22 protein-coding genes are annotated in these 24,330 nt (G+C 37.2%); 14 read left to right on the forward strand and 8 right to left on the reverse strand.

The window, feature by feature from the left end:
- Positions 1-210: 210 nt before the first annotated feature.
- The 5 genes from CHI06_RS01235 to CHI06_RS01255 all read right to left on the reverse strand — a co-directional run bounded on the left by CHI06_RS01235 (position 211) and on the right by CHI06_RS01255 (position 6,425).
- Complete coding sequence (locus tag CHI06_RS01235; RefSeq protein ID WP_095246602.1) at positions 211-1,647, reverse strand: flippase; 1,437 nt, start codon at positions 1,645-1,647, stop codon at positions 211-213.
- Positions 1,648-1,690: 43 nt separating this feature from the next.
- Positions 1,691-2,644 carry a glycosyltransferase family 2 protein gene (locus CHI06_RS01240; RefSeq protein WP_095246603.1) on the reverse strand — a complete coding sequence of 318 codons (954 nt, stop codon included), beginning with the start codon at positions 2,642-2,644 and terminating at the stop codon, positions 1,691-1,693.
- A 41-nt stretch (positions 2,645-2,685) separates the two neighbouring features.
- On the reverse strand, positions 2,686-3,792 hold the full coding sequence (locus tag CHI06_RS01245; RefSeq protein ID WP_095246604.1) for a glycosyltransferase: 1,107 nt from the start codon (positions 3,790-3,792) through the stop codon (positions 2,686-2,688).
- 87 nt (positions 3,793-3,879) lie between these two features.
- The gene (locus CHI06_RS01250) at positions 3,880-5,334 is read right to left on the reverse strand and encodes an O-antigen ligase family protein (RefSeq protein ID WP_095246605.1); all 1,455 of its coding nucleotides are present in this window, start codon (positions 5,332-5,334) and stop codon (positions 3,880-3,882) included.
- A gap of 14 nt (positions 5,335-5,348) precedes the next feature.
- Positions 5,349-6,425, reverse strand: a complete 1,077-nt coding sequence (locus CHI06_RS01255) for a glycosyltransferase family 4 protein (RefSeq protein WP_095246606.1) — start codon at positions 6,423-6,425, stop codon at positions 5,349-5,351.
- A 270-nt stretch (positions 6,426-6,695) separates the two neighbouring features.
- Between CHI06_RS01255 and CHI06_RS01260 the strand changes: the two genes are divergently transcribed.
- From CHI06_RS01260 to CHI06_RS01275, 4 genes are all read left to right on the forward strand, one after another.
- Positions 6,696-7,442 (forward strand): WecB/TagA/CpsF family glycosyltransferase, encoded by a 747-nt coding sequence (locus tag CHI06_RS01260; RefSeq protein WP_095246607.1) that lies wholly within the window; start codon positions 6,696-6,698, stop codon positions 7,440-7,442.
- A gap of 19 nt (positions 7,443-7,461) precedes the next feature.
- Entirely contained in the window at positions 7,462-8,562 is a 1,101-nt protein-coding gene (locus tag CHI06_RS01265; protein WP_095246608.1) for a glycosyltransferase, read from the forward strand.
- Between the two features lie 107 nt (positions 8,563-8,669).
- A complete protein-coding gene (locus CHI06_RS01270) occupies positions 8,670-9,731 on the forward strand; it encodes a glycosyltransferase family 4 protein (RefSeq protein ID WP_095246609.1) in 1,062 nt (353 codons plus the stop codon).
- Positions 9,732-9,878: 147 nt separating this feature from the next.
- Positions 9,879-10,949, forward strand: coding sequence for a glycosyltransferase family 4 protein (locus CHI06_RS01275; protein WP_095246610.1), 1,071 nt, complete (start codon positions 9,879-9,881; stop codon positions 10,947-10,949).
- A gap of 129 nt (positions 10,950-11,078) precedes the next feature.
- On the opposite strand, the gene CHI06_RS01280 is transcribed toward CHI06_RS01275, so the two are convergent.
- Positions 11,079-12,116, reverse strand: coding sequence for an LCP family protein (locus CHI06_RS01280; protein ID WP_095246611.1), 1,038 nt, complete (start codon positions 12,114-12,116; stop codon positions 11,079-11,081).
- 102 nt (positions 12,117-12,218) lie between these two features.
- Positions 12,219-12,875: a YigZ family protein gene (locus tag CHI06_RS01285; protein WP_095246612.1), complete on the reverse strand. Its 657-nt coding sequence runs from the start codon at positions 12,873-12,875 to the stop codon at positions 12,219-12,221.
- A gap of 261 nt (positions 12,876-13,136) precedes the next feature.
- Between CHI06_RS01285 and CHI06_RS01290 the strand changes: the two genes are divergently transcribed.
- The 8 genes from CHI06_RS01290 to CHI06_RS01325 all read left to right on the forward strand — a co-directional run bounded on the left by CHI06_RS01290 (position 13,137) and on the right by CHI06_RS01325 (position 20,586).
- A complete protein-coding gene (locus CHI06_RS01290; RefSeq protein ID WP_095246613.1) occupies positions 13,137-14,282 on the forward strand; it encodes a sensor histidine kinase in 1,146 nt (381 codons plus the stop codon).
- A 46-nt stretch (positions 14,283-14,328) separates the two neighbouring features.
- Positions 14,329-15,009 (forward strand): response regulator, encoded by a 681-nt coding sequence (locus CHI06_RS01295; RefSeq protein ID WP_179292501.1) that lies wholly within the window; start codon positions 14,329-14,331, stop codon positions 15,007-15,009.
- 108 nt (positions 15,010-15,117) lie between these two features.
- Entirely contained in the window at positions 15,118-15,957 is an 840-nt protein-coding gene (locus CHI06_RS01300; protein WP_095246615.1) for a DegV family protein, read from the forward strand.
- A 179-nt stretch (positions 15,958-16,136) separates the two neighbouring features.
- Positions 16,137-17,621 carry a DEAD/DEAH box helicase gene (locus CHI06_RS01305; RefSeq protein ID WP_095246616.1) on the forward strand — a complete coding sequence of 495 codons (1,485 nt, stop codon included), beginning with the start codon at positions 16,137-16,139 and terminating at the stop codon, positions 17,619-17,621.
- A complete protein-coding gene (locus CHI06_RS01310; protein WP_095246617.1) occupies positions 17,618-18,334 on the forward strand; it encodes a ComF family protein in 717 nt (238 codons plus the stop codon). Before CHI06_RS01305 ends, CHI06_RS01310 begins: the two co-directional genes overlap by 4 nt.
- Positions 18,335-18,596: 262 nt before the next feature.
- Positions 18,597-19,145, forward strand: coding sequence for a ribosome hibernation-promoting factor, HPF/YfiA family (gene hpf, locus CHI06_RS01315; RefSeq protein WP_095246618.1), 549 nt, complete (start codon positions 18,597-18,599; stop codon positions 19,143-19,145).
- A 66-nt stretch (positions 19,146-19,211) separates the two neighbouring features.
- Entirely contained in the window at positions 19,212-20,054 is an 843-nt protein-coding gene (locus CHI06_RS01320; protein ID WP_095246619.1) for a DUF1028 domain-containing protein, read from the forward strand.
- A gap of 130 nt (positions 20,055-20,184) precedes the next feature.
- Complete coding sequence (locus tag CHI06_RS01325) at positions 20,185-20,586, forward strand: cbb3-type cytochrome c oxidase subunit I (RefSeq protein ID WP_095246620.1); 402 nt, start codon at positions 20,185-20,187, stop codon at positions 20,584-20,586.
- 53 nt (positions 20,587-20,639) lie between these two features.
- Here the strand turns inward: CHI06_RS01325 and CHI06_RS01330 are convergent, their stop codons facing one another.
- On the reverse strand, positions 20,640-21,275 hold the full coding sequence (locus CHI06_RS01330) for a transglutaminase domain-containing protein (protein ID WP_095246621.1): 636 nt from the start codon (positions 21,273-21,275) through the stop codon (positions 20,640-20,642).
- Between the two features lie 188 nt (positions 21,276-21,463).
- Between CHI06_RS01330 and CHI06_RS01335 the strand changes: the two genes are divergently transcribed.
- Positions 21,464-23,416 carry an SEC-C metal-binding domain-containing protein gene (locus CHI06_RS01335; protein ID WP_095246622.1) on the forward strand — a complete coding sequence of 651 codons (1,953 nt, stop codon included), beginning with the start codon at positions 21,464-21,466 and terminating at the stop codon, positions 23,414-23,416.
- Between the two features lie 253 nt (positions 23,417-23,669).
- Positions 23,670-24,281 (forward strand): hypothetical protein, encoded by a 612-nt coding sequence (locus CHI06_RS01340; protein WP_142300915.1) that lies wholly within the window; start codon positions 23,670-23,672, stop codon positions 24,279-24,281.
- The last annotated feature ends 49 nt before the right edge of the window (positions 24,282-24,330 follow it).

Below are 24,330 nucleotides of genomic sequence, written 5' to 3' on the forward strand. Positions count from 1 at the left end.
TTCTTCGTGCGTGGGCGGATTCGAGGATGTAAAAATCAGTGTCCTGCAGGAGGACGGGACAGGGGAGACCCCGCAGGCGCGTAAGCGGCGAGGAGGCTTCCCGAACCGCCTGCGGAAAGCGAAGTGCCTGGAGCTCCAATCAACAGAACTCAGCGAATAAAAAAAGCGAAAAGAATTCTCTTAACTAAGAATCTTTTCGCTTTTATATGATTAAGACCTCGAACGCCTGCGCTTAATCTCATTCATAATCAACCCATCTTTTAATAAAACCTCAAACAAAATAACAAATGTAATATATACAACAACCCCAGCAGCCACTTGTAAAATAGTAGTAATAACAGACGAACCAAGCGAAAGACCAATCCACCTTACAACCCCGTACATAATACCGCCAGAAACGAGATAATACAACGTCTTGGGCATTACCTTTAAGATATTAATATCTTTCCTTACAAAGTACATCTGCGCAAGGGTAACGGCTATTTCCGCAGCCAATGTACCTATTGCTGCTCCTATTGCACCATAAGGTTTAATGAGAATAAAATTTACGATTAAGTTTACGATCGCACCGACATACAAGGTACTAGTATATTGCTTCATTTTTCCTAATGGAACTAAATACTGTGTTCCAAATACACCACTCCACGCCATTAGAAAAATAGCAGGGCTTAAAATGATTAATACATTGGCACTTAATGTAAACTCTTCCCCCATATACCAAGGAACAAATTCCTGTGCGACACCAGCTAATCCGAACATAATCGGAATTGCTAAAAGGGTGGTAAACTCCAATGATTTTCTGATATATTCATTGGCTTTATCCAGGTCGCCTTTGCCGAACGTATTTGCCATCCGAGGGAGCATAACAATACCTAATGAAGTGACAATCGCTAATGCTATTTTTAGGATTTTATCTGCATAGTCATAAATTCCGACTTCACTAGTTGTTGATAAATATCCCAGCATCGTTTTATTTAATATAAAATAGACTTGTGTTGCGATTTGTGGCAAAAAATAAACAATCGTTGGTTTAAAATGTGAAAAGACTGACTGAAAGGAAATGGAAACAGGGACCACATGTGGTTTAACGTAATACCATAGAACCATGGATCCCAAGAAGAGAGAAAGCCCCATAATAATCGTATAAAGGGTTAAATCACTAGTATCCTTTACAAATATAAAGATGGCGATTAAACTCAATACCTTGAAAAAGATATTTCTGGTCACAATCTTTTTAAAATCTTCCAAACCGCTAAAGAACCAGGAACAGTCCAAAACAGTTGCTAGAAGTGCAATTCCCTGCAGCAAAGCAATTAATTTATACTCTTCGAAAAAGTAGAATACAAAAACTAAATACAAGGAGAGAGAGATGAACGAAAAAAATAATTGCAGAAGAAAAATGCTAAAAAAGGTTCTGCTTAATTCCTTTTTATTATCTCTGGCTATTGCAACCATCTTATTGCCATACGTTCCGATACCGAGCATGGCCAGTAACATGAAGTATTGCACAATGGAATTTGTATAGGCATATATTCCAACACCTTCTGGTTTAAGAACCCGTGAGATGTAAGGTACGGTTATCAATGGCAAGGCCATATTTAACACTTGATAGGCCAGGTTATATAAATAATTTTTTTTAATACTCAAGGATGATCACCTTATTGAACAGCATTTACTGTAGAATTATTTTTTATTGATTTTTCATTTGTTTTGTTAAGACTTTGTATTTAATGAGTTCATTAAATTTCCTGATATGGTATTTTGAAATCAGTAGACTTTTTACTAATTTAAATATCCCGTTAAGATAGTGACCTTCCTTAACTTGTCCAACACCTTGGTGGAAAATATCTTCAGCTTCACTATACTTTTGTTTTTCACCAGTTTTTAATTGACCTTCAACTTTGTTTATTTCGTCTTTCACATAGGAATAATCATCTAATTTATTTTTCTTATATAGTTGTATTAACTTTCGTGAAATAATAAATTGTTCAAAATTATTACTTTTAGAAATGCCGGTGCTTCGCATTCTGTACAACAGTAAGTTTTCATTTAATTTCCCAATTTTGAAACCATTGGATAAGGCCCGAAGTGAAAAATCATAGTCCTCGCTGTAAGGGATGTCTCGATAGCCGCCAATCGCCGTATAGACCTCTCTTTTTAAAAACCAAGTAGGATGAAGAGAGATATTCCATATTCCCATGACCTTTTTAATTTCTTCAGGGGTAAAAGCATTATTATCCCACTCATACTGTTTTTTGTCATTCTCATCAATGACAATCATGCCAGAAAACACAAAATCCAGATTCTTTTCTTCTAAATAACTCTTTTCCTTGCTGAGTCTTTCAGGATCGGAAATATCATCTGCATCCATCCGAGCCACATATTTTCCATTACAATGCTCTAAAGCAGTATTTAAACTTTTTACTAACCCCATATTTTTCGGGTTGGGGATAATTTTTATTCGCGAATCTTTCTTCTGATAATCCTCCAGTAGTAACTTTAATTGCTCATTTTCAGGGTTATCCAAAACAATGAGGAATTCAAAGTGACTATAGGTTTGATTCAATATTGAATCGATACATTTCTCTAACCAATCAGGTTCTTCATTGTAGGTACTCATAATAACTGAGACTAAATCTCCCATATTTACCCCTCCTTATAAAAGTAATCTAAACTTAAAAAACTCTAACGATCTATTAACTCTTCAATTTCTTCTAGAATCCGCTTTATGTCGAAAAAACTCCTTCGAGTAAGAGCAAGTTCTCCATATTGTTTTCTTTCATCACTGTTTAATAAGAACTGTCTCACGCCTTGATATAGACCTTCCTCAGAGTTCTCAACAATCATACCATATCTTCCATTATCTAATAGTTCTACTGGACCGCTGCATCTTGTCGATAATACTGGTTTTCCAAGAATTAAAGCTTCTGCCACAACCAGCGGTAAGCCTTCTGCTCGTGAAGAACTTACATATAAATCAGCTGCCGCTACATACTTATAGGGATTACTTTGAAAACCAAGAAAATGGACGCTATTTGAGACCCCGGATTGCCGGCATTGCTGCAGCAGTGATGCTTTCTCTTCGCCTTCCCCGATTAATACAAGATCATGTTCAATCCCTTCTTTAATCAGTCTGGCATGAACGTTTATTAATCGATCAAAGCCTTTTGCCTTGATTAATCGACCAACCGAACAAACCGTTACTTTTTTGTTTACTATTTTTTCTTCTTTCGCTTTAATGATTATATCCTCTGCGTCAATCGGGTTATAAATCACACTATGATTCCCATGGAGCTGGAGAGTAGTCTCGAACCCTTTCCGAGAATCATTTGAGACAAACACAATATCATTAAATTTTTTGTATTGCTGCTTTTCTTCCTCATCACTTTTATAATAATGAACGGTCCAATGGTGATTAGAGAAGTCAGTGTGAACCCAGGCGATTTTTTTTGAAGCAGGATTCGTAGAGCCGGAAATTAATTTTGTTGTACAGCCTTCTAGAAAGGCGATTTCAACATCAAAGGTACCCTTAACATATTTCTTGTATATTTTCTCTGCAGGGAAATACTTAAATATTTTATAAATTATTTTTCTTATCAAGGTGCTCTTAGGATTGAAAAGATAGTTGATTTTCACGTGAGGAGGAACTTCCTTTAAATAGACCCCTTCATTAAATAGTAACAATAATGTAACACTGTATTTGTTCGTATTTAAATTTTTCAAGAGGTTTATTAGGACCTTTTCAGCCCCGCCCCCGCCTAAATTATCTATGGCGATTAATAATTTCTTCATGTATATCCCTTTCCACCAATACAAGATAAAGAGACCCTCTGATCGTTTGAGGTGTCTCAATATAATTAAATGTATGAAGTTATTTGTTTAGTTTATTGAATTTGATTTCCTTTTTTCCAATAACTGATAGGCATAACCCAGAACAATGAAATAATAAAGCATAAACACGTCATTTTCTAGAATATTGTAAACGACAGCACTAGTCACACCGCCAAAAAGGAAAAAGAGAAGTAATGGGGAAATTATAGATCCTTTTCGTAATGCCCATGTCATTTTAAATATACAATAAATAAACAAAGCCACTAATGCTACTCCGATAATTCCTGTTTCGGCCAAGATCTGGATATATTGGTTATCGGAATAAAAATTCCATGCTATTTCATATTCCTTATAGATAGGTGAAGAGTACGTTTGGGTTGCAGAACCTCCAAATGTTGCAAAGCCATAGCCCATGATCGGTTTGTCTTTGAAGACTTCTATTGCCTTTTTGACATAATATACCCGGCCATCTGCATTACTTAGTTCGATATTTTCCTCTGATAGTGCTTCTTTAAAACGATTCAAACCATCATTTTTTCCGGTATTATTATTCTTCTGCTCATCGGTTTCGCTTGGTGCCTTTTCGGTAATGACGTGTTTATCCATATAATCTGTTAGAGATGCTACGGCAAAGAATGTAACCGCAGACGCTATAACAATAATTAAGACCGATTTGAAATGGTAAATTTTACGGTTAACAATAAGATAAGCGACTAAGAATGCTGCGATTGCTAAGACTGCGCCCCTTGAATACGTTAAAAGGAAGACAGAGAGCATTAATGTCATCCCAATATAAATGATAATTTTTGGTTTTCCTTTTGTGATAGCTAATAAATAAAAGCTAATTAAAAATGCGATTAATAAGTAAAGAGCGAGTTCATTTGGACCACTGATTAAGCCATAAATACGCGTTTTATTTGTAGGTGATAAGTTCATATTTGCCCATAATTCAGGTAAAAGAAGGGTTCTTACAGAAATCTTTTCTACGAGTCCATGGATAGATAAAACAACGGCTGTAATAAAGGTGGTTAAAGCAAAATCCCTTATATCCTTCTCGCCAATGTTCATTCTCTTCACAATATAATATAGAAGGAAAAAGACAAGGAATGCTCGTACCTGCATGATAATGGCAATCATCGAAACTCCCGTCAGTAAGGCGGAAACGATTCCAACTATAAGAAAGAGGATGTAGGAAATTTCAAGTAAATTAAAACGGAATAAATTTCGAATATTATTCCTCTGATTATAAATCACCTTTAGAAGAAGGAAAAAAATCAGTATGTCTGCAATAAATTTAAATCCGCTATTATAAACAATTAAAAACGGCCGAATGGGAACGAATACAATCAAAAAGAGAAGGGCGATTTTTTCATCATAAAATACTACTGCAGCTAAAAGCAGGCAAATAACGATGCCGATAATTGGATTAGGAACAAATAATCCTATGATTACAAGGAAAACTCCTATTAAGATGGATAGAAATCGATTAGATATGATAGTCATTAATAGTACCTCATTTATTTATTATCTTCATTTTCCAAATTGTAAATTGCTAATGTTTGATTTAACATCTTATCAAAGGTCAGGTTTTTTAAGAAAAAGTCCTTACCGCTATTTGCAATTTTCTTTGCGAATTCTTCATCTTCTAATACCCTTAAGATACTGTCAGCCATTGTGTTTTCATCGCCATAAGGGACCAGAAGTCCTGTTTCATTATGTCTAATAATCTCAGGCAATCCGCCAACATTGGTTGAAATAACTGGTTTTTCATAGGCCAATGCTTCTATTGCAACAAAGGGAAATGCTTCGTTCTCTGATGGCAAAACAATTAAATCACTATTGATATACACAGTATCCATATTATTTACAAAACCTTGGAAGTTAATGTTAGAGAGTAGATTTAATTTGGCGGCTAATAATTTTAGCTCTTCCTTTAAAGGACCGTCTCCAACGATATTTAACCTCCATTTCAAATGGGGGTGGTTATTTTTTAGTTTTGCTAAACTCTGAAACAGAAATTTATGGCCCTTCTCTTCACTTAAACGTCCAACCACTGAAATCATTTTCTCATTACTGTATACTCTTTTTGAATGGTCTACCTTTGGCTCACTTATTCCATTATATATAACAGTAATTTTATCCTCAGGTATGCCCTTTTGTAATAGTTCCGTTTTAATAAAGTTCGCTACTGATATTACCCTATGGTTTAACCTGATCATAGAGCGGTTTAAAACTTTAAACAAAGCAGGCATTGGAACATTGACATGATAGGTCCAGACAACTTTAACCTTTGCACCAAGTAATGTCGCTAACAGTGCAATGTAATTCTCTCTTAAAAATTGAGCATGAATGTAATGAACACCCTCCTGTTGGCAAATTTTCTTTATCTCCATTGCAGCTTTCAGGTCAAATGGACCATTCATGGTAACTTGGTAGGAGGGTAAACCCAATTCTTTAAATTTGTCTAAAAAAGGACCATTTTCAGAGTAAACAAAAACACATCGGTCTTTCCCAAGAGCAGATATTAAATTTAGAACATATTTTTCTGTTCCCCCATCCCCAGGATAGTTGAGTATATACATAATTTTTTTCATGCTGGATATCAGTCCCTTTAATGTGCAAAGTTAGGTGTATAAAGGTCACAATTCACAAAGATGTTTACCGCTTAAAGTATATTTTATGGAAGGGAAACCGTCAAATACAACCCCTTCATTACTATCTATACACTACCCTTAAATTCTTTTGAGTTCAAACATATTTGTCATCAATACCCTAATAGAATATAATGATTTCTGAAGAATATTAAAATGGGCTTTTCATGGAAACGGTTTTTATAACTGTATGGAGTATTTGGAGATGAAAAAATGAAAGAAGAAAAACATAAAGTAAAAATATTGAATGTTTTTTTTAATCATATAACCAAAAGTGTATTAGTGAACAAATTAGTTGAAAAAATTTCACAAAATCAAAAAACATTTTTAGTTACCGCAAATCCTGAAATTATTATGTATGCTAATACAGATCAAGACTATTTTTCTGTTGTCAACAATGCGGATTATACAATTCCTGATGGGATTGGGGTCATTATAGCATCAAAAATGATTGGTGACCCGCTTTCTGAGAGAATTGCTGGTTATGATCTGTTAGTAGAATTATTAAAGGTTGGCAATGAAAAAGGGTGGTCTGCTTATTTTTTAGGAGCAAAAAAGGAAGTTGTACAAAAGGCAGTCGATAATGTGAAGACAACTTATCCTCAGCTAAAAATAGCAGGTTGGAATGATGGTTATTTTGATTGGAATTCTTCCAACATTTCTGATGAAATAAAGGAAAAGAAACCAGATCTAATCTTTGTTGCCTTGGGGTTTCCAAAACAGGAAATTTGGATTTCTAAAAATATTGAGTCCTTTGAAAAGGGACTTTTTATGGGGGTTGGAGGAAGTTTTGATGTCCTTGCCGGTGAAGTGAAAAGAGCCCCGTTAGTTTGGCAAAAAATGAATATTGAGTGGTTATATCGGTTGATTCAGCAGCCAAGCAGATGGAAACGAATGCTGGTATTACCTCAATTTGTTTTAAAAGTGGTTGTTGAAAAATATATAAAGAAATCCGAGTAATCTTAGGAGCGAACAACTAATGAAGGTGCTGCATCTTAATGCTGGAAATGAAACAGGTGGGGGAATGGTCCACATTTTATCCCTTCTAAATCAATTAAACCGTGAAGAGTTTTATCTAGGGCTTCTTGAACATGGGACTTTTGAGACGAAAGCAAAGGAATTGGGTGTAAATACTCTCGTTTTTGAACAAACCTCCCGCTATGATTTATCTGTGCTTTTTAAAATTATCCAGTACATTAAGAAGAATAGTATCGATATCGTACATACTCACGGAGCCAGGGCTAATTTATATGGTTATTTAATACGGAAGTTAACCAAGGTAGTTTGGATGACAACTGTTCACAGTGATCCGAGAAATGACTTCCTTGGACGCGGTCTAAAAGGGAATGTTTTTACTAAGTTAAATCTTGCCGTATTAAAAAAGCCAGATCATTATTTTGCCATTTCTGAGCGCTTTGCTAAAATGATGGGTGATTTTGGTGTTCAACACGATAGAATTACTACAATCTTAAATGGGATTGATTTTGACAAAAAAAGCACAAATAGAATTTCTTATGAAGATTTGAAACTAAACCCTCAAGATTTCGTCATATTAATGGTAGCGCGTTTTGATCCAGTAAAAAGGCATGAATTGGCGATTTTAGCAATCGAAGAAGTTTTAAAGAAATATTCCTCTGTAAAGCTCCTCTTTGTAGGAGACGGACCTGCCCGTCAACCGATGGAAGAGTTAGTGGAAAAATTAAATCTAACACAAAGTGTACTGTTTTTAGGACATAGAGAAAACGTGGATTCCTTTTATAAGCTTTGTGATATCACACTGCTTACGTCTAAAACAGAAAGTTTCCCGTTAGTGCTTTTAGAATCCTCCAAGGAAAAAACAACGGTTATTACCACTGATGTTGGCGGTGTAAAGGATATGATACCCGATCAATCGTACGGTTTTGTATTAGGTGATGATAAGGTTGAGGATATCAGTAAAGCTATTATGACTGCGATTGAATTTAAAGAGAACGGTAAATTGAAAGAAATGGGCGAAAAATTCTATATCTATACATCCCAAAACTTTTCGATTCAATCCACGGCTGATAGTATTTACCAGACATATAAGAAGTTTGTTTAAGAATAACTGTTTCATTCAATAAAAGTGTGTGCTATAATCCAATATGGTACATTCTTTATCAAAAATCTACTAATATAGACATATAACGAGTTTGCGGAGGGGCCTGTATGTTGTATTTTACATTGATTATTAGTTTCATAGCGGCAATACTCCTAACACCAATTGTGAAAAGATTAGCATTTAAAATTGGTGCCACAGATAAACCAAATACTCGTAAAGTTCATCAAAAGATAATGCCTAGACTAGGCGGGTTAGCAATATTTTTAAGCTTCCTTATCGGGATATTAATTCTACAGCCGCACTACGAGTTCCATTGGGGAATTATTCTTGGCAGCGTGATTATTATTTTAACTGGAATTGTAGATGATATTAAAGAGATTTCACCGAAACTTAAATTATCTGGACAAATACTTGCAGCATTTATTGTAGTTGTTCTGGGTGATTTGAACGTTGAATTTATTAACTTACCTTTCGGTGGTCAAATAAACTTTGGGTTCTTCAGTATCCCGCTTACAATGATTTGGATTATTGGTATCACGAATGCGATCAATCTAATTGATGGACTAGACGGACTTGCTGGCGGGGTTTCTACAATTGCATTGTTAACCATTGCCGGAATGGCAGCGGTTATGGGAAATCCTTACGTGACAATGGTAGCACTTATTGCGGCCGTATCTACACTTGGATTCCTGATTTTCAATTTCTACCCAGCAAAAATATTTATGGGAGATACTGGAGCATTGTTCCTCGGATATCTTATCGGGGTATTATCACTCTTAGGTTTCAAAGGTGTTACCTTTATCTCACTAATCATTCCAATTATCATTTTGGGAGTTCCGATTTCTGATACGTTCTTTGCGATTATTAGAAGATTAGTAAATAAGCAGCCTTTGTCTGCGCCAGATAAATCACATTTGCATCACTGTCTATTAAAATCTGGTTTTTCACATCGTCAAACAGTTATATTAATCTATCTAATGGCTGCTATTTTTGGTCTTGCTGCCTTCATTTTTTCACAGGCTACCGTTTGGGGATCATTAATTATGATACTTACTTTAGTTGTGATTATTGAAATAATTGTTGAAAAGATTGGCTTAATACGCGATGACTATCAACCTTTGATTAAGTTCTTAAAGGGGATAAAACCAATTAATGCTAAAAATAGATAATCTATTAGTCTAAGAACCTATCAAAGGTTTCTTAGACTTTTTTTATGTGATTGGAAAGTTTATCATGGTGAATTTCCGAATATTACTACCCTTATTTTGTTTTTGTTTTGGTTATATTGGACAAGATATTTAGTAAGGAGGATGTTCATGATATTTTTTACCTTAATAATATGCTTTATGATTTCCATTCTAATAACACCTCTGGTTAAAAAATTAGCCTACAAAATACGGGCAACAGATAGACCAAATAATAGAAAGGTCCATCAGACTTTAATGCCTCGACTTGGTGGTTTAGCCATTTATATAGCTTTTTTAGCAGGGGTCATTTTATTACAGCCTGTAAATCCATATTCTACTTCTATCATTATTGGCAGTGGAATTATTGTTATATCTGGAATTCTTGATGATATTTATGAGTTATCTGCAAAACTAAAGCTCATGGCACAAATAGCAGCTGCGGCTATTATTGTTCTTTATGGCGGATTACAAATTACGTTTATTAATTTGCCATTTGGCGGTCTTTTTGAGTTTGGATATTTAAGTATTCCTTTTACGGTTCTTTGGATTATCGGTATAACGAATGCCATTAATCTAATTGATGGTTTAGACGGACTTGCTGCGGGTGTATCCTCTATTGCCTTAGTAGCAATATCAGGTATGGCTTTTATCATGGGGAACCTATACGTTGTTACGATAGGATCCATACTTCTGGTTAGTACGATTGGCTTCCTTTACCACAATTTTTACCCTGCTAAAATCTTTATGGGCGACACAGGTGCTTTGTTTTTAGGATTCATGATATCAGTGTTATCACTATTAGGATTTAAAAACATTACCTTTGTTTCATTTATAGTACCGATTATTATCCTTGGAGTACCAATATCAGATACTATTTTTGCCATTCTTCGCAGAATTATTAACAAGCAGCCACTTTCAGCACCTGATAAGTCTCACCTGCATCATTGTTTACTCCGACTCGGTTATTCACATAGAGAAACCGTGCTAATCATCTATGCAATGGCAGCATTATTTGGTTTATTGGCTATAGTGTTTTCACAGGCAAAGCTTTGGGGGGCAATGTTATTAGGGGCTGTATTATTATTTTTCATTGAAATTATTGCCGAAAAGATTGGCTTATTCGGAAGAGAATTTAACCCTTTATTAAAATTATTGAGGACATTCCGTTTTTCTCCCGAAAAAAATCGGAAAAAGATTTAATTAATACGATTGGAAAATGGGAATGGTGCTGTGGAGCCTTTCTCATTTTTTTGTTTGCCGTAAAACCAAGCCATTATAACGAAAAAAAACTGTATAGAATAAATTCTATACAGGTAATAAGATAAATGGTTATTCTGTTCCGTTTTCAGCTAAATCATTATCTGTTTCAGCTGCTGTCAAATCAGTTGTGTTTCCATTTAGATGAGTTTGAAGCAGGAGCTTAACATTTTCTAAGGATTGTTCGTCTAATTGATAATAATATGCCTCATTGATTGTGGAGTCGCTCCCTTCAAGAGCTAATGTTTCAAAGTTTATGCTCTTATCATTAATTACATAATTCACAAATGATTTCATATTATTAAAAGTAAGATTTGTCTCCATGTTGCTTCCGACAGCACTGATAATATCGGATAGTTTTGTAAGAGAATTAATCGATGTTCCTTTTTTAATGATTGCTTTTAAAATTTCTTGTTGGCGCAGGCCTCTATAAATATCACTATCTTGGTGGCGCGTTCTTGCTAGTGCTAACGTTTCTTCACCATTCAATGTTTGGAGTCCAGGCTGTAGCGTAATCGCATCTGCTAGGTCTTTAGAATCCTGTTCAGTAATTAAATATGGCACTTCCACTTCTACACCGTCTAGGGCGTCCACGACGTCAATAAAGGCGTTAAAATTCATTTTCACATAATAATCAATGGGTATATCTAAAACCTCTTGAACTGTTTCTATCGCAAGATCTGTTCCTCCGATTGCATGAGCAGCGTTAATTCTGGTTTTATTCTTTTTACCAGGAATTTTAACGTAGGAATCACGAGGGATGCTCAGCATCTTTACAGAGTTTTCATCTTTATTGAAAGTGACGACCATTAATGCATCAGATCTTGTTCCTGTTCCAAATTTACGGGTTTCACTGTCATCGACACCAATTAATAGAAGAGAGACATTATCCATTATTGGGTCAACCTTTTCTTCCCTCTTTTGTGTGGCTGTTTCAATGGGTTTATAGGACCCATTTACAACTGACTCTGCTTTTTTATATAAGAAGGTCCCGTAAGCAACGGTACTTAATGCAATGACCACTAATGGGATTAGAATCCACGTAAGGAAACGTTTTTTCCTTTTTTTCCGTTTATTTTGTTTTCTAATGGTTCTAATTTCTTGAGACATAAAGGTAATCTCCTTTTTTATATCAACATTTATATTCTATTCATAGCTGAGTTACATTTTACTATTTTTTACTGGTTTAGTAAATTGTAATTTTTTGTAGATTTATGACATATCTTTAGAGAAATTGATTTTTTCTTCTAAATAGACGTTTTCGCCTTTTGTAAAGTTACAATTTGCATTTGTTAAATCGACCACCCAATTCATGAACTCTTGAACTTGCTCTTCAATTACAAATACGTCAAAGACAACTTTATCTAGGTAATGAATTTTTTTAATGATGTATGGAGACGCCCTTAGTTCCTTTTCTATTTTCCCAATCCAGGTATAGTCCACAGTCACATGAACAATTTGAACAAGCCTTCTTTCGACAATGCCGCCGGTATTTAAGCCTTCCGAAGTCGCCTTACCGTAAGCACGAATCAGCCCGCCTGCCCCTAATTTAATGCCGCCAAAGTATCGGGTAATTACGACCACGGTATCTTTCAGTTTCTTTTTTTTCAGCACCTCAAGAATGGGTACACCTGCAGTTCCGCTGGGTTCACCGTCATCATTGGCTTTTTGTATTTGATCATGTTCACCAATGATATAAGCAGAACAATTATGGGAGGCATCCCAATATTTTTTCTTAAGTGTTTGAATAAATTCCTGAGCCTCAGCTTCCGTTTCTGCTCTTTTAATATGTGAAATAAATCGGGACTTTTGAATATTTATTTCATGTTCGCTAGCTTCCTTTTTAACGGTGTAATAACGAGATAGCATAGTACTCCCTCCATAACTTCTTTTTAGATAATATAAAAAAAACATTGGTGTAATATAACTTTAATATAGAAGTGATTTTCCCGTGGTATAATAAGTAATGTTTCAATGGTGTAAAATCTATTTTTTTAAAATAGTAGTTTAGCTATCAAATATTATACTACTTATGAACTAGAAAGTTGGGAAAATTTCTGTTTTAATGCATTGATATAGTAAAATATTCCAATACGCGTTAAACTAGAAAAAAGGTCTCTGGAGGAGAGCATGGCCAAAATTCAGAAGATTAATTTGAAATCAATTGATGAAATCCGTGAAGAGATGATTGAAACTGTCACTAGCAGTAAAAGCGATATCTTTCAAATAAGTGAGCAATGCCGAAAAGATTACGATAATATGACAAATGAACTAAGAACCATTAGAGAGATGATGGTGAAGCTGATAGCAGAAGAGGAACGCCTTGAAGAACAGGTTCTAAAGGCGAGGTTAACACTATCAGAACTTAGCATGAATTTTAAAGACTATACTGAAGTTGAGGTCAGGGAAGCTTACGAAAAAGCGCATCAGCTGCAAATGGACCTGTCCATTAATTGGCAATACAAAAAACAGCTATTGGATAAGCGGGCAGACCTCGAGCGTAGGCTATTGGGGCTCGATGAAACGATAGACCGTGCTGACCAGCTTATTTCGCAGATTTCTGTAGTTATGAATTATCTGATGAGCGACTTAAAGCTTATGGGTGAAGAATTACAGAATGCAAAAGCAAAACAGGACTTTGGTTTGAAAATTATCGAGGCACAAGAGGAAGAGAGAAAAAGGCTTTCAAGAGATATTCATGACGGTCCAGCACAAATGCTTGCCAATGTGATTATGAGATCTGATTTAGTGGATCGTGTTTATCGCGAGCAGGGACCTGAGGAAGCCTTTAAGGAGATTGGCAGCTTCAAAAAAATGGTCCGCGCCGCACTCTATGAGGTCCGAAGAATCATTTATGACCTTCGTCCGATGGCGCTTGATGATTTAGGCCTAGTTCCTACCCTCAGAAAATATTTACAAACCATCGAAGAATATCATAACAAGTCGAAAATTGAATTTACTAACATTGGATTAGAACGCAGGCTTCCAGTGAAATATGAAGTGGCACTATTTCGTTTGATTCAAGAATCTGTGCAAAATGCATTAAAGCATGCAAATGCCTGTGGGATACATGTAAGGCTTGAAATGACAAAGAATGAGCTAACCGTTCTAATTAAGGATAATGGGGCAGGTTTCGATACCACCCAAAAAAAGCCCGAGTCATTTGGGATCATCGGAATGAGAGAACGGGTAGAGTTGCTTGAAGGAAATATTGCTTTTGAATCTAAAATTGGAAAAGGAACTTCCGTTTTTATCGTGGTTCCAATACCGGCTTAAAACAAAAATAAAATGATTTTATGCGGAGCAGGAGGGGAAATAAATGGTGACTAAGATTGCAATTATCGACGACCATCAGCTATTTAGAGAAGGGGTTAAACGAATTCTAGAATTCGAAAAGGCATTCCAGGTTGTTGCCGAAGGTGATGACGGCAGTGATGCGGTAACCATTGTTAATGCTTATAAACCGGATGTTGTGATTATGGATATAAATATGCCTCAGATGAACGGAATTGAGGCTACACGTGAATTGTCAGAGAAATTTCCAGACACTAAAATTATCATCTTATCTATCCATGATGATGAAAACTATGTTACTCATGCACTTCAAACAGGTGCAAGAGGGTATTTATTAAAGGAAATGGACGCAGATGCATTGATTGAAGCCGTCCGTGTTGTGGCTGATGGTGGCTGCTACTTACATCCAAAGGTAACTCATAACCTAGTAAATGAATACCGCAAGCTGACAGCTGGACGTTCAGGCGGCGGTGCTTTTGTTCAAACACTTGAACTGCGTCGTCCATTACATTTGTTAACACGCCGCGAATGTGAAGTACTGCAAATGCTGGCTGATGGAAAGAGTAACCGCGGAATTGGCGAAGCTTTATTTATCAGTGAAAAAACAGTGAAAAACCACGTGAGTAACATTTTACAAAAAATGAATGTTAATGACCGTACGCAAGCGGTTGTTACAGCTATTAAAAACGGCTGGGTTGAAGTTCGTTAATTTAAGATATACATGAGGGCACGCCACTTGGGAATGGGCGTGCCCTCTATTTTTTTTATCGTTTTTCAGATAGAATAGAACAAAACATACTCTAAGGATGGTTTCAATATGAAGACGGCCGTTGTTACGGATAGTACAGCATACATACCAAAAGAAATACGCGATAAATGGAATATACATATGATCCCGCTAAATGTCATCTTTGGCAATGAGGCCTATCAGGAAGAAGTAGACATTACGGCAGGACAATTTTATCAACAAGTGAAGGAGAAAGAACTCCCAACCACTTCCCAGCCTCCAATCGGCCAGTTTGTAGAGCTGTTTGAAACATTGTCTAAAGACTATGAGGCTGTCATTAGCATCCACCTCTCGAGTGGAATCAGCGGCACTTTTGCTGGAGCTGTCACAGCTAGTACGATGGTGGAAAATATCAAGGTGTATCCATTTGATACTGAGGTTAGCTGCATGCCACAAGGGTTATATGCAATTGAAGCGGCCAAAATGGCTCTAGACGGCGCAGTGGCGGAGGATATTGTGTCACGCCTTGAAGAATTGAAAAAAACAGCACATGCCTATTTTATGGTGGATGATCTTTCTCATCTACAGCGAGGCGGCCGACTATCGAGCGCCCAAGCGATTATTGGCAGCCTGTTGCAAGTAAAACCGCTGCTTCACTTCGAAAACAAAGTCATTGTTCCTTTTGAAAAGATACGCACGAGGAAAAAAGCAATGAAACGGATTGTCGACCTGTTAGGAGAAGACGCCGCTTCAGGTGAGCCCTATCAAGCCGTTATTATCCATGCCAACCGCGAGGAAGAGGCGTTAGTATGGCGGTCTGAACTTGAAAGCCTATATCCAAATGTAGAATTCTCGCTCAGCTACTTCGGCCCTGTCATTGGCACTCACCTGGGGGAAGGTGCCATGGGTCTTGGATGGATGAAAAGTTAGATTTATTGGGAGCTAGGCAATTGTTGCCTGGCTCTTTCTCTTTTTTTAAAAATTCATTCGACATTTTGCAGGAATTTTGCCGCATCTTGTAGAATTGTTTTTGAAATAAAAAGGGAGTGATTATTTATTGTTTATTAATAAAACCAAAAAACGAATTTACTAGAAGGGGTGTTGTTCCCGTGCGTTTTTTCATAAAAGATGAATATTTGGTCCCTCAAATAGGAGAAGACTCCCTTCCAATCTCCCAAATCCAAACCATTCCACAGCCATCATTAAACCCTAACTTTCCCTACAACCCAGACCTACAACTACTTCTGACAGGCAAACAACTTTTACTGGATGACCTGCTCTTCCCTCATGAAGAAATCCAAAAACATTATGAAAATGGTTATGTTACCTACCGAAAGGGGATAGAATACAGCAGAAATCGACCTGCCTGTTCACGTTGTGGCAACAAGGAAGAGAATTGGTTTGCACAATTTCCCTGCTCGCGGTGCGGAGAAATCTGCCATTATTGCCGTAAATGCTTAATGATGGGAAGAATCAGCGCTTGTACTCCTTTACTTGGCTGGAATGGGCCAACGCCAAAGCACCCTTTGCCGAATAAAATCCTTGAGTGGAAAGGGAAGTTATCGGAGGGTCAGCAAGCAGCGTCGAACCAGGTAGTTGAAGCGGTGAATACCAATAAAGAGCTGCTCGTTTGGGCAGTTTGTGGGGCAGGGAAAACGGAAGTTCTTTTTGAAGGCATTGAATCCGCATTAGCATCAAAAAAGAGAGTATGTATCGCTACGCCACGAACCGATGTTGTCCTTGAACTGACGCCAAGACTAAAGGCAGCCTTTCCAGGTATTACGGTTGCTTCCCTATATGGAGGGAGTGAGGACCGCCATCTTTATGCACCGATTACGATTGCGACTACCCACCAGCTCCTCCGTTTTTACCATGCCTTCGATACGGTTATTTTAGATGAAGTAGACGCCTTCCCTTATACAGTGGAGGAATCCCTCCAGTATGCCGCTGTACAGGCAAGAAAACCAGTGTCGGCAATGATTTACCTAACAGCGACTCCGAATGAAAAATGGCAAAGGGAGTGCCGCACAGGAAAACGGGCTTTCACCACAATCCCAGCTAGATTCCATCGGCATCCTCTGCCTGTTCCTCATTTTACATGGTGTGGCAACTGGCAAAAGCAATTGAAAAAAGACAAGCTTCCAACCAATATCCTTCACTGGATAAAAGAGCGACTCGAACACAATAAGCAAGCTATACTCTTTTTTCCTCATATAGCTCTTATGGAAATAGCTCTCCCCATACTAAGAAAGTCAGCGCCCGACATTGAGGCTGTTCATGCCGAAGATCCAGAGCGTAAAGAAAAGGTTCAAAAAATGCGTAACAAAGAAATTCCTTTATTACTGACCACGACGATTTTAGAACGAGGTGTGACATTTCCCAATATTGATGTTGCCGTTATCGGTGCTGAGGATAACATATTTGCTGAAAGTGCTTTGGTACAAATAGCTGGGAGAGCGGGAAGAAGCAAGGATTATCCCAAAGGTGTAGTGACATTTTTTCATTATGGAAAAACAGAGGAAATGATAAAGGCGCGAAAACAAATTACAGCGATGAACCAAGAAGGATACAGAAAGGGGCTACTTGATTCATGAAAATCTTCCCCGAGGAGCAATGTTTAATTTGTCATGAAAAAATCATACCTGTCATTGGGTGGACAGCGATTTTTTCAGAAGAAAAAGAACTTATTATCTGTTCAACCTGTAAGGATAAATTTCAAAGAGCGGAAGGAGAAAAATGTAAGCTGTGCAGCCGTCCGTTTCAATTTTTAGAAGAGAAGTTTCGTCGCGGAGAAATGTGTCATGACTGCGAGCGTTGGGAGGAGGACTGTGATTGGAAGGGATACCTCCACGCAAATCATTCTATTTTTCTCTATAATGATTTTTTTAAGGAGGTAATGGCAAAATATAAATTCCGTGGAGATTATGTATTAGCGAAAATATTTGCCCATAGTGTAAAGGAATTCCTGAATAAGATACAGCCAGATTTACTTGTGCCTATTCCATTAAGTGATGAGCGCCTTTATGAGCGCGGATTTAACCAAGCAGAGGCACTGATTATAGAGTCTGGATTAACCCCGGCCAAGCCCCTTACCCGAATACATGCGGAAAAACAATCAAAAAAATCAAGATCGGAACGAATTCATATTCCGCAGGTTTTTCAGATTAACCGTCAGATTGAAATAAAAGGTAAACATATCCTGCTAATTGATGATATCTATACGACAGGTTCCACTCTTAGGCATGCTGCCAAGTTATTAAAAGAATCGGGAGCGGAAAGAATACAATCCTTAACGCTTGCACGATGACCTTCATCCCCGAGCGTTTATTGTTTTTAGGCTTTTGCAGGCTATTCATTAGAGTTTAAAGTGGTAATTTCTCCTCAAACATAATAGACTAAAGGTGTAAGGAAGATTTTTAAAAATTAGAAAATAGCTAGAAAAGTGGTTCTCACTATTTCCCCTGTGTTTTTGTCAAAATTTCGACAAAATTTTAGTTCTGATTTAGCAGGAAAATCATAGGGTAAAATAGAAATGTATCTACATAGGAATATAAAGGAGGAGTCCACAAATGAATTATAACGTTCGTGGTGAAAACATTGAGGTAACTCCAGCAATTAGAGAGTATGTTGAGAAGAAAATTTCTAAATTGGAACGATATTTCACAGAAGCACCTGAAGCAAAGGTAAATGTGAATTTAAGATTCAATCAAGATAAAACTTCTAAAGTAGAGGTAACCATTCCCCTGCCAAATCTAGTTCTTCGTGCAGAAGAAACGAATGTAGATATGTATGCTGGCATTGACTTGATTTCAGACAAGCTTGAGCGTCAAATCCGTAAGCATAAAACAAAGGTTAATCGTAAATTCCGTGAAAAAGGTGATTTCCCGGTTACGTTCGCAACTTCTGAAAATACAGATGTCATAGAGCAGGATGAAGACGATTTAGAATTAGTTCGTACGAAGCGTTTTGATCTAAAGCCTATGGACAGTGAAGAAGCAATTCTGCAAATGAACCTGTTAGGACACAGCTTCTACGTGTTCAACAACGCTGACACAAACCGTACAAACGTAGTTTACAAACGTAAAGATGGAAGATACGGCTTAATTGAAACACATTAATAAAATACAAAACGCAGTTCTGAGAAATCGGAGCTGCGTTTTTTCTGAAATGAAGGAGGTTTTTATATGACATTTTCAATTGTAGGCTTTGACCCAACCGAAAAAGAATGGGGTATTGCGGTTCAATCAAAATTTTTAGGTGTTGGTGCGGTGGTCCCTTGGGCAAAGGCAGGTGCTGGAGCGGTCGCAACCCAATCCTATGCCAATACTGGATATGGTCCAAAAGCACTGCAATTAATGGAAAAAGGTAAGTCTGCACAGGAAACTCTCGAGCTGCTATTAGCTGAAGACTCAGACAGAGAAATGCGCCAGGTGGGTCTGATTGATGCTTTAGGTAATTCGGCCTCTTTCACTGGGAAAGCTTGCTATGAATGGGCTGGCGGAGTGACAGGCACCCATTTTGCTGCACAGGGTAATATTTTGGTGGATGAAGAAACCGTACAAGCAATGGCACGAGTATATACAGAAACCGACGGGACGCTCGCGGATAAGCTTTTAGCAGCATTAGATGCAGGTCAGGGAGCCGGAGGCGATAGCAGGGGTAAGCAGTCTGCTGCGCTGTATATTGTAAAAGAAAAAGGTGGTTACGGCGGGTTTAATGACCGTTATATCGATTTAAGGGTTGATGACCATCCAGATCCAATAAAAGAGTTAATTCGGATTTATCAACTTCAGCAATTATATTTTGCACCTTCAAAGCCTGAACGAATTGCAGAGATTGAAGGAGAAGTTAAAGATGAATTGATTCATCATTTGACTAGAATGTCCTATCTAAGCAGTGAGACCCCGAGCAATGAAGAGTTATTCAAAGCCCTGACAGCCTATATTCATACTGAAAACTTCGAAATGAGAGAACAAAGTTCTGGATTTATAGACATAGAAGTTCTAGAATATATGACAAAATCATAATCTACTCAACCTCCTATGCAGATAGGAGGTTTTTTATGACAAAAATACTATTAATATAATGGTAATATTGTAAATTACTTGAAATATAGTATAATAGTTGTGGTATTTATAATATGGGGGTAGGTAAATAGTGGGGAAAGCGTATCTAAAAGTAGCAACCGTTTATTTTACAATTGGGGTTTTGGCCGGTCTAACGATGGGAATTATTCATGATTTCCGTTTTACATCCGTTCACGCACATGTTAATTTACTTGGATGGGTATCAATGGCATTATTCGGAATTATTTATCACCTTTATCCAAAGGCAGCAAATTCAAAACTAGCTAAAACTCAATTCTGGTTACACAATATTGGGGTTCCCGTGATGTTAGGCGGGATTGCACTTCAAGTATTGGGTGTTCCCGCAGCTCTTCCACCAACAATCATTGGTTCAATAGCGGTGGTTATTGGCGTTATTTTATTTATGGTCAATGTCTTTAAGTATGTTGGAAAAGATTCAAACTATAACTCTGATAATAACGTATCATTATAAAAGCATCATGCACCGATGATTTCTGCTGGGAAATCATCGGTGCATATTTTTTGTTACCAATCATATTCACCTTCCTTCTTTACGTCTGTTTTTGAAAAATAAAGAGGAGAATATGCTTTGATAAAGGTCTGGGAACCTTCTATTAAAAATCCAGCTGCAAAGGTTGGATCCTGTGTCTGCCATTTACCGTTAATCTTTATTTCATTCCAAGCATGCCCCTCCCCGAAAACCACCTTTGCCTCTATTCCTGCGGCACGGTGCAGGGCAGCGTTCAGTCTTGAATAACCCATACACATTGCCAACTTAGAATTAAGCACCTCAATGGCATCGGGATGATCAAGATAAAAATATTCATTATTGATTAAGGTATCCACATCATAGGTAATATTTTGTGCCACCCAAGTGAAGATTGCTTTTGATTGTTCCGAAGTGCTATCCTTTCCTGCAGTTAAATATTTCGCAAGATCTACTATTTGAGGGTCCTCGCTCTGAATAGGCTTACTAGGAAGCAGGTATGGGTTACCTTCAACAATCTCAATCAAGGTGTTAGCGAATGCGTTTCGGTACGGATTGATGTCGGTTCTAACCACACTTATTTTTGAGGTTAGAGGCCCCACGAGACTGATAGTAGTCGGTAATATCCCTAATGCTACGACAATCATAAATAGAAGCAAAAAAACTTTTCTCAACCCTCAAAACCTCCTTCCATTTAATCCTATAAATCAAGTATAAAGCTAATATTAATTTTAATATTCAAATAGTTCAAATTTAAAGCTTGAATAATCAAATATTTACGTATAATACATACTAATCTGTCAAAAATGGTACTATTAAATTAATGATATTAGATACATAGAGGAAGAGAGGGCGAGTACTCATGACAGAGGCAATTGGTCGGAATGAACCTTGTCCATGTGGGAGTGGAAAAAAGTATAAAAAGTGCTGTGGCGCTAAGGAAGCTGTGTCGATTACACATGTAATTGAAAATGAAATTGATGATTTGCAAAAGAAACTTCTTCACTTTGCTCTTAATCATTTTGAAGAGGAATTATTTAATGGTTTTGAGGAATATCAAGATTACTTTGATATTGGAGAGGACGAGCGCCAGTTTTATGAATTTGTTTACACAATTTGGTTCTCACTGTTTAACTCATTGGAAGATGGGGAAACCATTTTAGAACACTTTATTACTGCAGAGGTTGGGAAAATTAAACGCCCAAAATTAAAACAAATCCTTCAATCATGGACCGAAGCTAGAACGATTGCAGGCGAAATTATTAATGTTGAAAATAATTCAATTATTGTGGAAGATGGATTTTCCGCTGAAAAATATGAGGTAATTTTAATAAATACACAAAAATCCTTTGAAGCAGGATCATTTTTTATCGGTTTCCTTCTGCCATTTGATCAAAAGTATGTCTTTTTCCCAGCACCGTTTGATTTGCCGGAATTACCAGTCAATCAAGCAATCGACTTTATAGAGCAGAAAAGTAAAGATGCTGGTTATCATTCACCGCAGCAGTTTTTAATTGAGTTTTTTATGGAGATAATGAAAGACCTTACTATGGTTGGCGGAATGGTTGATATTGATAGTATGGAGTGGCAGAAGCCTATATTCAAGGAAGTGGCAGAGCTATTAAAGAGAAACCTGGAGTCGCTAGATGAAATGCCTTCAACTGTGGATATAGGCATTATTCTATGGTTTAAATTTTGTGAGAAAAAGCAAAAGAATATTCGAAAACCGAATCTATATGCAGCCTCTATGCATTATTTACTTACGTTGTTTAACCATATGGTTTCCCCGCTTACTCAAAAGGAAACCGCTAAATTGTATGGTGTATCAGTAGGCTCCCTTTCTTCCACATATGCTGAATTGGATGACGAATTAGAGGAAGAAATAAGAACCATTATTGAAATGTCATATGAAGAAGAAAATGAAAACCAAGTAACTGCGATGCCATTCAATTCGTTACAGGGACCGATGCCGACAGAACAAGCCATGCAGGAAGTATTGGCGGAGATCCAAGGTGGAAATTTTGAAACAATCGATGAAATAAATGAATTTTTGAATAAGAAGCTATTGAACCCAACTCCAAAGAAAGCACCGAAAACGAATAAGGAACGTGCTCAGCAATTGGTTTACGATGCGATGGAAGTAACCGGTCACCGCCGGAGCAAACTTGCACAAGAAGCTCTTAAGTTAGATCCAAATTGTGTTGACGCCTACGTGATTCTTGCGGATGATGCTGATACTGATGAGGAAGCGATGATGCTTTCAAAAAAGGGCATGGAGATTGGGGAAAAAGAGCTTGGGAAAGCCTTTATTAAAGAAAATAAAGGTCATTTCTGGGGCATGCTCGAAACAAGACCATATATGCGAGCGAAAGCAGCGTTTGCGGATGCACTTCATCAATTAGGAGATACCCTTGTTGCAATACGTGAATTCGAACAGCTTCTAGAATTAAATCCAAATGATAACCAAGGTATTCGTTATATCCTGTTTGGGGCTTATTTAGAAGAAGGGAAATTCGAAGCTGCGGAACGCTTGTTGAAACAGTATGAAGAGGGTACTGCAAATGGCTTATATAACAAGCTTTTACTTGAATTATATAAAAATGGTTTTTCTGCAAATGCAGCTAAATTATTGAAAGAAGCGGAAAAAGCTAACCCACATGTAATCCCATTCCTTACGGGTAAAAAAAGCATCCCCATGTTCCTCCCAAAAGGGTATGTATCGGGGGACGAGAGTGAGGCAATCATCTATGCAGATGAACATTTTCAATTATGGGAAAAGATAGAGGGACTGCAAAAATGGTTGACGAAACAATGAAAACGAGAGGGTAACCTCTCGTCTTTTTGTTTATTTAGGTGGAAAGAGGAAGAATCAATGAAAATGTTGGCTGGAGTGACCGAAAGCTGATTGGAAAAGTGTTTTGGGTCAATGCAGAAAAACTGGAGCGACCGAAACCTAATTACCAAAAGATTTTGGGTAACTGAAGGGGTTCTTAGTGCGGAGAGATATACAAATAAATTAAAGAGTTCAAAGAAGTTATAGAGTGACCATTCGAAGGGCGGGGAATGAAATGCAAAGAATCATTTTTTGTATTGTTTTATTTTTTACAAGTTTTTCGATTGGAAGTATTCAAGTAGAGGCGACAAGCTGGGTCGTCTTAGAACCCCAAGAAGTTGTTAGTAGGGCTGAGGTTGTTGTACTAGGAAAATACGACTTTTCAAGCAATCCTATCCCAGGTGGGCAATCCATCTTTAATGGTCTTAGTTTTGAGGTAACAAAGGTTTACAAAGGCGAAGATATTCCAACTACGATTACCGCGGGTATTGATGGTTTTGATCATGGATGGGTAGATGAATTTCAACAGCAAGGTGGGGAGATGCTGATTTTTTTAGAAAGAAAGGATCCTAGCTTCCTGACACCAGTTGGCGGACCAAATGGTATGATTCAAATTACAAATGGTCAGGTTGTTGTTCATCCGGTAGAAAAAATTAGAAACTTTTATGATGATTACATTAAAGAAGAACCTAAAGAGGCAGTTAAGGAAGTAATAAATAATAAGGTAAGTAATAATCAAGTTCAGATAGAGGATAAGCAGGCATTTCCATTCCAGACTTTACTGTTAGTATTAGGAGTTTTGTTTATTATACTATTCGGTGTCATTCGTTTTAGAAAAAGAAATTAATGGATGAGGGTCGGCAATTAATTTGCTGACCCTCTATTATTTTTTTCGT

Source organism: Bacillus sp. 7884-1 (assembly GCF_002272245.1).
In the GTDB taxonomy this organism is placed as follows: domain Bacteria; phylum Bacillota; class Bacilli; order Bacillales; family Cytobacillaceae; genus Neobacillus.